This window comes from Caldisphaera lagunensis DSM 15908 (genome assembly GCF_000317795.1).
In the GTDB taxonomy this organism is placed as follows: domain Archaea; phylum Thermoproteota; class Thermoprotei_A; order Sulfolobales; family Acidilobaceae; genus Caldisphaera; species Caldisphaera lagunensis.
Genome location: NC_019791.1, coordinates 1,473,576 through 1,486,522 on the forward strand (window position 1 = coordinate 1,473,576; position 12,947 = coordinate 1,486,522).

10 protein-coding genes and 1 tRNA gene are annotated in these 12,947 nt (G+C 29.7%); all 11 read left to right on the plus strand.

What is annotated here, in order from left to right; translation table 11 throughout:
- Positions 1 to 118 precede the first annotated feature (118 nt).
- A complete protein-coding gene (tuf, locus tag CALAG_RS07375) occupies positions 119 to 1,429 on the plus strand; it encodes a translation elongation factor EF-1 subunit alpha (protein WP_015233106.1) in 1,311 nt (436 codons plus the stop codon).
- A 20-nt stretch (positions 1,430 to 1,449) separates the two neighbouring features.
- Positions 1,450 to 1,761 (plus strand): 30S ribosomal protein S10, encoded by a 312-nt coding sequence (gene rpsJ, locus CALAG_RS07380; RefSeq protein ID WP_015233107.1) that lies wholly within the window; start codon positions 1,450 to 1,452, stop codon positions 1,759 to 1,761.
- 62 nt (positions 1,762 to 1,823) lie between these two features.
- Positions 1,824 to 1,909 (plus strand) — tRNA-Ser (locus tag CALAG_RS07385).
- A gap of 404 nt (positions 1,910 to 2,313) precedes the next feature.
- On the plus strand, positions 2,314 to 3,414 hold the full coding sequence (gene carA / locus CALAG_RS07390; RefSeq protein ID WP_015233108.1) for a glutamine-hydrolyzing carbamoyl-phosphate synthase small subunit: 1,101 nt from the start codon (positions 2,314 to 2,316) through the stop codon (positions 3,412 to 3,414).
- Position 3,415: 1 nt separating this feature from the next.
- Positions 3,416 to 6,556: a carbamoyl-phosphate synthase (glutamine-hydrolyzing) large subunit gene (gene carB / locus CALAG_RS07395; RefSeq protein ID WP_015233109.1), complete on the plus strand. Its 3,141-nt coding sequence runs from the start codon at positions 3,416 to 3,418 to the stop codon at positions 6,554 to 6,556.
- 333 nt (positions 6,557 to 6,889) lie between these two features.
- Positions 6,890 to 7,753: an NAD(P)-dependent oxidoreductase gene (locus tag CALAG_RS07405; RefSeq protein WP_015233111.1), complete on the plus strand. Its 864-nt coding sequence runs from the start codon at positions 6,890 to 6,892 to the stop codon at positions 7,751 to 7,753.
- A 365-nt stretch (positions 7,754 to 8,118) separates the two neighbouring features.
- Positions 8,119 to 10,662 carry a penicillin acylase family protein gene (locus CALAG_RS07410; protein WP_015233112.1) on the plus strand — a complete coding sequence of 848 codons (2,544 nt, stop codon included), beginning with the start codon at positions 8,119 to 8,121 and terminating at the stop codon, positions 10,660 to 10,662.
- Between the two features lies 1 nt (position 10,663).
- Positions 10,664 to 11,014, plus strand: a complete 351-nt coding sequence (locus CALAG_RS07415) for a hypothetical protein (protein WP_015233113.1) — start codon at positions 10,664 to 10,666, stop codon at positions 11,012 to 11,014.
- 85 nt (positions 11,015 to 11,099) lie between these two features.
- On the plus strand, positions 11,100 to 11,492 hold the full coding sequence (locus CALAG_RS07420; RefSeq protein WP_015233114.1) for a hypothetical protein: 393 nt from the start codon (positions 11,100 to 11,102) through the stop codon (positions 11,490 to 11,492).
- Between the two features lie 120 nt (positions 11,493 to 11,612).
- Complete coding sequence (locus tag CALAG_RS07425) at positions 11,613 to 12,425, plus strand: carbon-nitrogen hydrolase family protein (RefSeq protein WP_015233115.1); 813 nt, start codon at positions 11,613 to 11,615, stop codon at positions 12,423 to 12,425.
- Between the two features lie 73 nt (positions 12,426 to 12,498).
- Positions 12,499 to 12,717 carry a hypothetical protein gene (locus tag CALAG_RS07430; RefSeq protein ID WP_048816840.1) on the plus strand — a complete coding sequence of 73 codons (219 nt, stop codon included), beginning with the start codon at positions 12,499 to 12,501 and terminating at the stop codon, positions 12,715 to 12,717.
- Positions 12,718 to 12,947: the final 230 nt, after the last annotated feature.

Sequence of the window (12,947 nt, forward strand, 5' to 3'; positions counted from 1 at the left end):
GTTTTTTGCGTATTATTCTATTTTATTAGAAATTTATGAGTTTATTAAGCATAGTATTTTTAAATCCCTGTTTAAGCTTAAAATGAGGGAAAAAGATAAATAAGAGAGGTGTAAATGCATGCCTGAGAAGCCGCACTTAAATTTAGTTGTAATAGGGCACATAGATCATGGTAAGAGCACATTAACTGGACACTTGTTATATAGATTAGGTATTGTAGACGAAAAGAAAATGAGAGAATTAGAAGAACAAGCAAAGAACGCTGGTAAAGAATCATTTAAGTATGCATGGATATTAGACAAAATGAAGGAAGAAAGGGAAAGAGGTATAACAATAGATTTATCATTTATGAAGTTCGAGACAAGGAAATATGTTTTCACTATTATTGATGCCCCAGGTCATAGAGATTTCGTCAAAAACATGATAACAGGTGCTAGCCAAGCAGATGCTGCAATGCTAGTTGTTTCATCAAGAAAAGGTGAATTTGAAGCAGGTATGAGCCCTGAAGGTCAAACGAGAGAACACTTATTGTTGGCAAAGACATTAGGTATTGAGCAAATGATAGTTGCAATAAATAAAATGGATGCACCAGATGTTAATTATGATCAAAAGAGATATGATGAAATTGCAAATACTCTAAGAAAGTTTATGAAAGGTTTAGGTTACAATATAGATTCTATACCATTTGTCCCAGTAAGTGCATGGACTGGAGACAACATAATTGAGAGAAGTCCAAACATGCCTTGGTACAAAGGGCCAATATTAGTAGAATCCTTTGATAATTTACAAGTGCCTCCAAAACCAGTAGATAAACCCTTAAGATTACCTGTTCAAAACGTCTATACAATACCAGGAGCTGGTACAGTCCCAGTAGGAAGGGTTGAAACTGGTGTAATGAAGGTAGGAGACAAAGTAATATTTATGCCAGCAGGTGTAGGGGGAGAAGTCAGAAGTATACAAATGCACTATCAAGATTTACAAAAGGCAGAGCCTGGAGATAACATAGGATTTTCAGTAAGAGGTGTTGAGAAGAACCAAATAAAGAGAGGTGATGTAGTAGGTCCATTTGATGCTCCTCCAACTGTTGCAGATGAATTTGTTGCAAGAGTATTCGTTGTATGGCATCCGAGCGCTATAGCTGTTGGCTATACACCAGTTATTCATATACACACAGCAACAGTTAGTGCTAAGGTAACAGAGATAATATCAAAACTAGATCCAAGAACTGGTAAAGAAGTGGAGAAGAACCCACAGTTCTTAAAAGCTGGAGATGTAGCTATGATAAGGTTCAAACCAATAAAACCAGTTGTAGTTGAAAAATACAGCGACTTCCCACAGCTAGGAAGATTTGCAATGAGAGATATGAATAGAACTGTAGGTATAGGTATAGTTACAGAGATTAAGCCAGCAAAAGTAGAAATTAAGAAGTAAAACATTTATCGGTGGCAAATTTGGCATTTAAGGTTAGGATATGGCTATGGAGCACAAATGTAAAAAGCTTAGAATCAGTAGTAAATCAAATAAGGGAAATAGCCCAAAAAACAGGTGTACCTGTAAGAGGTCCAATACCATTACCAACAAAAAGGTTGGAGATGCCCTTGTTAAGGTTGCCTCATGGAGAAGGTAGCAAACATTGGGAACATTGGGAGATGAGAATACATAAAAGATTAATTGATATAGAAGCAGATGAAAGAGTATTAAGAAGATTAATGAGAATTCAAGTACCACCTGATGTTTACATTGAAATAAAATCTGGAAAATAAATTTATATAGCTAATTTTAAAATATTATGTTTTTAAATCTTGACTATAAATTTAATTATTGAGCCGGGGTGCCCGAGCGGTCTAAGGGGACAGGCTGGAGACCTGTTGTCCCGAAAGGGACACGCGGGTTCAAATCCCGCCCCCGGCGCATGTTTTATTAATTGATAAAAACTTTATACAGCCTATAAAAAATTGAGATAAGTACTTATTTCCATGATAGTCTTTATAAGAGAAAGCCTTACCTATGTTTCTTAATATAGGTTAAATCATTTTGTTAAATACTCAAAATAGAAAACGTTTCTAAATTATTCATTTTTCATTATCTTAATATTTTTATATTAGTAATTGGTAATATCTTATACGAAAATTAATTATACAATGAAAATAAACAAAATTAAAGTAAAGTTTATATATCCTATATTACAAAAGAATTTGTGGGCATTATAAATAACTACAGTATATGCGCGAGAAATAAAGAAATGCAATATGGTTCTTCGTTAAGTCTTTTTTATTTAATAAGTCAAATATTATTTTTAAATTTAGGTGATTATTATGATATGCAAAAGAAATAGAAAGGGTTATCTTTATTTATATGATGGCACAATAATTGAAGGCTGCGGTTTTGGTTCTCAAGGTTATAATTTTGGTGAAGTAGTTTTTACTACATCAATGAATGGATATCCCGAGGCCCTTACAGATCCATCTTATAAAGGGCAAATTTTAATTATAACTCATCCATTGGTAGGCAACTATGGAGTTCCTAAAATGAAAGTTATGGATAATAACATTATAGATAATTTTGAATCAGAAAAAATTCAAGTAGAAGGATTAATTGTAAGTGAAGAGACCGAGCCTAGAAAATGGAATTCTTATATGTCTTTGCATGAATGGTTATCAGATCAAGGCATACCTGGTTTAAGTGATGTAGATACAAGATTTCTTGTTAAGAAAATTAGGGATCAAGGTGTTGTTCCAGGTATAATTTCTTCAGGTGTTGAATTAAGTGAACTGAAAAAATATAATTATGATAGCATAGATTTTACAGATTTAACTTCACCAAAAGAAATAATATTACATAAAGGAAAAATAGATAAAAACATAGTTGTTATAGATTGTGGGGTAAAACATGGGATATTAAAAGGAATTTATGAATCGTTCTATTACAATATAATTAGGGTTCCTTGTAAATCAAATGCAAATGAAATAATGAAATTTAATCCAGGAGGTATCGTTTTTAGTAATGGTCCGGGAAATCCAAATTTATTAAATAAATTAATCGATACTTATAATGCTATATCCGAATATAAAATACCAATATTAGGTATATGTTTAGGTCATCAAATTGGAACATTAGCTTTAGGAGGAAAAGTTAAGAAGATGAAATATGGTCATAGGGCTATAAATAAACCTGTTATTGATTTAACAACAGAAAAAAGTTATATAACAACTCATAATCATGGTTATGCAATACTATCAATTAAAGACTTACCTAACAATGTGAAACCATGGTTCATCGATCCTGATGATAAAATTATTGAAGGTTGGATTAGTGAAGAAAAGAAAATACTTTCAGTACAGTTTCATCCTGAAGCAAGACCAGGTCCTTTAGATACGACTTGGATATTTGAAAAATTTAAAAAAATGGTGGAGTAAGATGAGAGAAGCTATTAAGAAAGTTTTGGTTATAGGATCTGGACCAATAAAAATAGCTGAAGCAGCTGAGTTTGATTATTCAGGATCTCAGGCTTTGAAAGCTATTAAAGAAGAAGGAATTGAAACTATTTTGGTTAGTCCAAATGTTGCAACAATACAAACATCTTATAGGATGGCAGATAAGATATACATGCTCCCAATAAATTTTGAATCATTAAGTAATGTAATTGAAATGGAAAGACCTGATGGAATAATGATAGGTTTTGGGGGGCAAACAGCATTAAATGTAGGGATAGAATTATATGATAAAGGAGTGTTGAAAAAATATGGAGTAAATGTGTTAGGAACTCCAATCGATGGAATAAAGAGGGCTTTGAGCAGAGAGAAGTTTAGAGAAACAATGATTAAGCATAACATACCAGTTCCTCTTAGCTTTTCTTCAAGAAATGAAGATGATGCTTTGAATAAAGCAAGAAAGTTAGGATATCCAATAATGATAAGGGTAAGCTATAATTTAGGTGGGAGAGGGTCATTTGTTGCTTGGAATGAAGATGAACTTAAAAACAACTTAAAGAAGGCATTTTCTCAAAGCTATATAAATGAAGTATTGCTGGAAAAGTATCTGCATCATTATAAGGAATTAGAATATGAAGTGATGAGAGATTCTTATGGGAATAAAGCAGTTATAGCATGCATAGAAAATTTAGATCCTATGGGAGTCCATACTGGGGAAAGCATAGTAATTTCTCCTTGTCAAACCATTGATAATAATGAATATCAAACAATGAGAACTTTAACTATGAGGGTAGCTGATTCTATAGATTTAATAGGAGAAAGCAATGTGCAATTCGCACTAAGTCCTATAAGCGATGAAACTTACGTTATTGAAACAAACCCTAGAATGTCTAGGTCTTCTGCCTTGGCTAGCAAAATAACAGGTTATCCATTAGCCTATGTCTCTGCAAAGCTCGCATTTGGGTATAAAATTTATGAAATAATAAATAAAATAACTGGTATAACAACATCTTGTTTTGAGCCTAGCCTTGATTATGTTGCAATAAAAATTCCAAGGTGGGATTTGAATAAATTCGAAAAATCGGAAAAATCAATAGATAGTGAAATGAAAAGTATTGGAGAAGTCATGGGTATAGGAAGGAGTTTTGAAGAAGCATTTCAGAAGGCTATTAGGATGCTAGATATTAATGAAGAAATTGTAGAAAATGAGATTTATAATTCAGACATGAGTAAGGAGGAAGCATTATGTAAGTTAAAGGAAAGAAATGCTTATTGGTTTTTGTACCTTTCTAAGGCAATAAAGGAAGGAGCAAGCGATGATGAAATTTATGAAAAAACAGGTATAGATAAATTTTATATTAGTAAAATAAGAAACATTATTTTATTTTATGAAGAATTAAAGAAATTAAAGAACATAGATTATGATCATTTACTTAAGGCTAAAAAATTGGGATTTAGCGATAGGATATTAGCTAAAGCTATAGGGATTAAAGAAGAAGATGTTAGGGATATTAGGCTTAAAAATAACTTATCTCCAAAGATTAAACAAATAGATACCCTTGCTGGAGAATGGCCGGCTATATCTAATTATATGTATACAACTTACAATGGATTTGAAGATGATATTAAATTCAATGAGGATTATAATATATTAATAATAGGATCAGGAGTATTTAGAATTGGCGTTTCAGTAGAATTTGATTGGGGAACTGTTTCATTAATAGATTCTCTTAAAAAATATCATAATGTTTATGTATTAAATTATAACCCTGAAACAGTTTCTACAGATTGGGATATAGCTAAACAACTTTTCTTTGATGAAATAAACATTGAAAGAATTCTTGATATAACAGGAAAGACAAAAACAAAAAATGTTGTTTTATTTACTTCTGGCCAAATAGGGAATAACTTAGCAAAAGAATTAGAAGAAATGGGATTAAATATTTATGGAACATCAGGAAAAAGTATAGATATAGCTGAAGATAGGGAGAAATTTTCAATAATTTTAGATAAATTAGGCATTAAACAACCTCCTTGGTTTTCAGCAAAGAATATAAAAGAAGTAATGAGATTTGTTGATGAAATAGGATTTCCAGTATTAGTAAGGCCAAGTTATGTGTTGAGTGGTGCAAGCATGAGAATCGCTTATAATATTGACGAACTCATAAAGTATATAAATTCTGCAACAAAGGTTTCTCCAAGACATCCTATCATAATAACAAAATATTTTGAAGATTCTATTGAGGCTGAAATAGATGGTGTTTCTGATTCAAAAGGAGTTATAGGAGTTTTAAATGAACATGTAGAGGAAGCTGGTGTACATAGCGGTGATTCTACAATGGTTATACCTCATAGAAAAATAAGAGAAGAAGTTGCTAATGAAATGGGAAAGATTTCATTAATGCTTTCAAATGAATTAAAAATTAAAGGACCATTCAATTTACAATTTGTAATAAAAGACTCAATTCCATATATAATTGAATTAAATTTAAGGCAAAGTAGATCATTTCCATTTTCAAGCAAAGCTGTTGGAATGAATTTAATAGATTTAAGCGTTAAAGCAATAGAAGATGGTTTAGATTTAGATGGTTTTGAACTGATTAAACCAAAATCGTTTGGAGTTAAATCTCCTCAATTTTCATGGTCTCAATTAAAGGGAGCTTATCCTAGTTTGGGTGTTGAAATGAAAAGCACTGGTGAGGCTGCAAGTTTTGATTTTACATTTCATGGTGCATTATTGAAGAGTTGGTTATCAATTTCGCCAAATAGGTTACCTAATATTAATAAATCAATATTAATATATGGAATTAAGAATTTATTCGATTTAAAGGAGGCAAGCAAGACATTAGAAGAAATGGGTTATAATATATATACAATAGATGAGCTGGGAATTAGTGGAAAGGAGCTAAATTATGAAAAGGCTTATGAAATGACCTTAAACAAAAAGATAGATCTAATTATTACAGATGGATTTTTGATAGAAAAAGACTATAAAATTAGGAGGACTGCAGCAGATTTAAACATACCAATAATATTAAATGGCAAGCTTGGGAAAGAGATTAGCATGGCTATGAAAGAAAATAAATATACTTTTTATGAAAATAAAGCATATGGAGTAGGTATATAATAGTGAAAACAATTAATTTTAAATAAACTTTTGATTTTCCTTCATATTGTATAAAACCGTTTGAATTATTATTTTTGAAAATAATATGATCACATAAACAGAATAATGTATAATGGTAACAAATTTGAATAAAATGTTTTTAGTGTTTTATCTTTATTATGCAAATTTTAAAGAGTTGGGAGATTTTCTTAGTTTCATTTTAATAAAAATGATAAGAATAAATTATTATAAGCAATATAAAATTTTAGAGGATATTAGAATATACTTAATTTTTATTATTATTAAAGAAAGGTTATTTATTTTAGTATAACCCTTTTTATTGGGTGAATTAAAATGAAAATTGGTTTAATAGGTTTAGGTGTTATGGGTTATAGAGTAGCCGCGAATTTAAAAAATTCTAACATGCTTGATTACGTTTATAATAAAACAGAATCTAAGGCAATAGATTTTTCCAAAAAATATAACGTTACATATCTCAAGAATTTAACAGATCTTGCAAAAAACTCTGATTTTATAATAACAGTTTTATCTGATGATTATGCAGTCTCAAGTGTTATAAAAGAAATTTTGCCTTATTTAAAAAATAAAATATTGGTAGATTTATCTACAATTTCTCCAACTACTAGCATAAATTTATCTGAGCAGGTTGCTTCAAATGGTGGAATAATGTTTGATGCTCCAATGATTGGGACATCAGTAGATGTAGAACAGAAAAGAATTACTATAATAGTAGGTGGCCCTAAGGAGAAGTTTGATATTGTAAAAGATGTATTAAGCAATACATCTAACAAAGTAATTTATGCGGGAAAAAATGGAACAGGGTTATATATTAAATTAGCTGCTAACATGATGTTTGCTTCCTTTATGAGCGGGTTAGCTGAAGCAGTAAGCTTTGCAGAAAAGGCGGGAATTTCTAAAGAACAAATAACAGAACTTTTTCTGAATATTAGTAGTACCAGAAGTCCAGCAAGTAATTTAAAGCTTCCTAAGATGTTAAATTCAGACTTTGAAACTCAATTTGCATTAAAACATATGAGAAAGGATACAGAGATAATGGTAAGGGAGTCTCAAAATCTAAAGATGCCATTACCTTTAACTTCTTTAATATCGAATTTATTGAGAATTTCAGAAGGTCTTGGATTAGGTGAACTAGATGTTTCATCAATAATAGAATTTTATAGAAAAACGAGACAATGAATTATTAAATTATTAAAGCTTATTGATTTTATATTATTAAATTTGAGGTAATAGATTTTTGCAAAAATTTGAAGGTTTGCCTTCAGATGTTGATATAAAAATTTTTTAACATTGTTAATAATGCTAATAAATCTCATTACTTCGAAAGAGTTAAGATGATACAATGAATTATCATTACAAGATTATTGATTTCTACTTGGTGAGAGATAAGTTTATAAAAGATGTTCTATTGGCTTAATATTTAATAAGAGAAATGCAATTGGTATCCTAAGGATCCTAAGGAGAATAAAGGATACCATAAATGATACTCTTATCGTAAAGTATCTATATATACCTTATTTTTTATATATTAAAAATGTGAGACTATGTCTAAAAAATCTTATATATTAATAGCTATATTTTTAGTTATATTAATATTTGCTTCTTATATAGGACAAATGTTTTATTTGTTTGGTCCATCTAAATTAAGTATTTGGCCCTATTCATATACTTCAAAATTGAAGAATCAAACAATATATTTACAAGGCTTAAAAAGCCCAGTTAAAATAATTATTGATAATACAGGAGTTGCTCATATAATTGCTAATAATACTTATGATGCATTTTTTGCTGAAGGTTACTACACAGCTTATATGAGATTATTTCAACTAGAACTATTTGGTTTAACTGGAGCAGGTAATTTAAGTTCTTGGTTTGGTAATGTAACACTAAACACAGACCTATATGCCCATTATGTAGGATTTCCTCAAAATGCAAATTTTTCTTTAGAATACATAAAACAAAATTATCCAGTTATTTATTCTTATTTACAAGCATATTCTAATGGCATAAATGCCTATATAGCAAGAGCAGAAAGCTTGCATGAATTGCCTCCAATTTTTTATTTGTTAGGCATAAAACCATACAATTTTACTCCATTTTATTCAATTGCTTGGGGAGAAGTTATGTCATGGGGGCTAGCAAAAGGTTTTTGCGATGAGCTAAGACTTTCCCTAATTTATACTCATTTAGGTTATAATATAACACAAGAGTTCTTCCCATACTACCCATATTATACTAATGGTTCTATTACTGCAATGCCTGGTAATGGGACAGTTAATGGATTAAATCTTCAAAGCTTTAACATAAGTCCATCCTATTTTTGGTCTTTAAACTTTTATGATAGCTTTGCAAATGGTCTAAGCAATGAAACATTACATAAAGCAATACCATTAATTGTTTCATCTCTTAATGAAGTTTGCTCAGATCCATTAAGTTTCATTGATCTAGGAAGCAATGAATGGGAGGTAACAGGTAATTATAGTAATACAGGCTTTCCAATAATGGCTAATGATCCACACTTAACATTATATGATCCTTCACTATGGCTACCAATACAAATTGTTTCCCCAGGCTTAAACGTTACTGGTTATGAACTTGTAGGAGAACCAGGGGTTTTAATAGGACATACAGAATATACAGCATGGGGACTAACTACTCCATTGGGAGCTTCTAGTAATGCTTATCTTGAGATAGTTAACATGGATAATAAATCCTATTTATATGATGGAAATTGGTTACCTTTAAGACAATACAATTTTACTATTTTAAATAAGAAATACACAATATACTATACGAATAATGGTCCATTAATATCTTATAATAAATCTCTAAACATGGGAATTAGCCTTTATTGGGTAAATCAATATTATCCTTTTTTAACTATTGTGTCTGAATTTCTTTTAGATAACTCAACAAACTTTGCTCAGCTATTAAATGCGGCTAAATATTGGGTAGAGCCAACACAAAATTTGGCCATGGTATCTAAAAATGAAACAGGATTTATTACTGCAGGCCTTTATCCTTTGATAAGGATTACATTACCAAATAATAAAAGCATTGAAGTTGTAGGCTCTAGGACAATTTTAAATGGATCGATACAAAATTATGAACCAGTTGGTTATATACCATTTAATTATCTGCCACAATCTATTAACCCTAGTAGAGGTTTTGCATTTGCTCCAAACCAACCAACAGCATATTTAGATTATCCATATCCATTTATTGGAGGTTATTGGGTTTCAAATGGTAGGGCATTAACAATATATAGATATTTAAATTCTCATAAAAACATAACAATCCAAGAAATGGAATCATTACAAAGTAATGTTACAGACTCATGGGCATCTATTATAACTCCTATTATGGTTTCATGTTTGGAAAACCAAAGCCTTTCAAATATTTCAGAAAAAGGTGTTTCAATATTATCAACATGGAACTATACATTCTATCAAAATGAAGTTGCTCCAACAATTTATACATACACATTATTCAACATAATAAATAACGTTATTAATCCAATACTTAATCAATATGGTCTAAATCAATATAAGAATTTGCTAACTGGAACAGTGGGATTTTATGGAACAGATACATTGATTACAAGCGATATCGCTTATTTTGCAACTCATAATCCATCTTCACCTCTATTTAATGGAAGTGTTTGCAAAATAGTAAACACATCTTATAATCAAGCCATAAATTATCTTTATGAAAAGCTTGGCAATATATCAAATTGGGAATGGGGTAAGACGCATGTATTAGAATTAGTAAACCCTGCAGGTATATCATCTCTTAATTATGGTCCTGTACCTATTTGGGGTGATGGTTTTACTCCCTCAGCTGCATATTTTGTCTTTAATGGTACATTATATATACCTTTAATAGTTAGCGAGGGACCAAGCTTAAGGATTGTAAGTTCACCTGGAACAAATCAGTTTTATTCTGTATTTCCAGGAGGGCCTGGTGAAAATCCAGCTAGTCCATGGTTTGAGACTCAATTGAATTCATGGCTTAACTTTAAATATTATCCATTTTCACCTATTGTAAATATTAATGCAACATGGTATTTGCTTCCAAAGGGTGGATGAGATGAGAAAAATTAATATTGCCATAATATTAATTGGCATAATTTTAACTTTAATCTTTTCATATTTTATTCCATATGTATGGGGTGGTATAATACCTGGAGCCATAATTGGAGTGATAAAAAGAAGATCGACAAAACTAATTTCTAGTTTCTTAATTGGTTTTATAGGTTCATTAGTTGTGTATTTTGTTTACCCAATTAATTATTTGATTTCGTTGGCAAAGACTGTTGAATTATTAGCAGGAATACAATGGTTTATATTAATATTATTGTTCCCCTTGTTATATGGATTAATTGAACTATCTGCTGCAGGAATTGTTGGAGAAATATTGAGCTTGATTAGTAAAAAATAATTTTATTTATTTATATTTTATTTTTATAACATTTTTTATAATAAGCATTTAACTTAGAACTGTCCCTCTTCTAAGGGTGTAGAATATGGTAGCAGAAAAAGTAATTAGTTGTTCTGGTAAGAATGTAGATATAGCTTCTTTAAAACAAGGTATTGTAGATTATTTAACATCTCAAGGATTTAAAACACAAACATCTAAGGAATCGCCTCATGGTGTATTAATTCAGGCTCAGAAAGGAGGATTTCTAAGGGATATAATTGCTGCAGAGAGATCATTAAATATATTGATATCAGGAGATCCTAATAACACAATTATTAGGATAGGTGTAGGAAAATGGATTCAAAACCTAGCAGTTACTGCAGTTGAAACCTTATTATTATCAGAAATATTTATGTTCATTGATATACCTGAAATGCTATGGAATCTTGAAGTAGAAAACAAACTAGCAAAAGAAATTTCTGAAAATTTTTGTAAATAATTTTGCATTATGATATATTATTATGAGAAGATTTTTGATACCATTAAAATTTAATTTTTGTTCATCTTCCTAACAATATAATAAAAACCTATAATATATATTTAATAAAGGAGATGAGAAATGGATAATAACGAATTAAAAATAGGTTTAACCCAGCTTGTCTCTAGTAGGAAAAAAGAAGAAAACATATCAAAAATAGAAAAATTTGTAAAAATTGCAAAAAATCTTGGAGCTGATATGGTAGTTTTTCCAGAAATATTTATGATACATTTTACCTCTGATGATAGTTTAGAAAAAAGAGCAAGTGAAGCTGAAAGTTTAGATGGAAATTTTGTAAAAAATATATTAAAATTATCAAAACAATATAACATAAGTATAACAGTTGGTATGTATGAATCTATTAAAAATAACTTAAAGGTATATAATACAACTATAACAACAAATGATAATGGAGAATTGTTAAATGTTTATAGGAAAACTCATTTATATGATGCATTTAATTTCAAAGAATCGGACTTCTATGAACCATCAAACAACAAATATGAGGTGTTTGATTTCAAAGGCTTTAAAATAGGTATTATGGTATGCTATGAGGTTAGATTTCCTGAAATAGCTAGATCTTTAACCTTAAAAGGAGCAGAAGTAATTATAATTCCAAGTGCATGGGTTAAAGGATATAATAAAGAAGAGCATTGGATCACTTTAATTAAAGCAAGAGCATTGGAAAACACAGTTTATGTTGCTACATCTAATCAAATAGGCAATATCTATACTGGTATAACAAGCTTTGTAGATCCTCTTGGAGTAATTTTGCATAGGATGAATGAAGATGAAGGAATTATAATAGGAGAAGTCAAAAAAGAGAGATTAAAAGAGGTAAGAAATATCTTACCAGTAATAAATCAAAGGAGACCAAATTTATATGAATTATAATTTTGTTAATAAATTTTTAATAATAAGTAAAGTTTATATATATGTATAAATTATTTAAGTATAGTGTAAAAATATGTGCTGGTTTGGTTGCGGATTTGGACCAATGTTTGGTTATGGATTTGGTTATGGACCATATTATAGCCCATTTTGGTTTATATTTCCTTTAATTGGATTTTTAGTTATGTTAGCTTTTATAGGAATAATTATATGGGTTATAGTCAGAGTTGTTAATAGAGAATCCCATTATATGCGTAATCATAATGATAACCATGGATGTTCTCAAGGTTCATAGTTATTTAATATAAATTATTTTTCAATGTAAATAATCTTAAATAATTTAGTTAGTTTGAAGATTAATGATGATCTTTATAGGATAGGTAAATCATGTTAGATAATTGGTTACTACCTTTAAAAATTTTAAAGGTGTACAAATTTAATATATGGCTAAAATCAAGAAAGGCTTATAGAAAATATATTATGCTTATATAAATAAATTGAAAGGCTAAAACAAAGATTATAAAT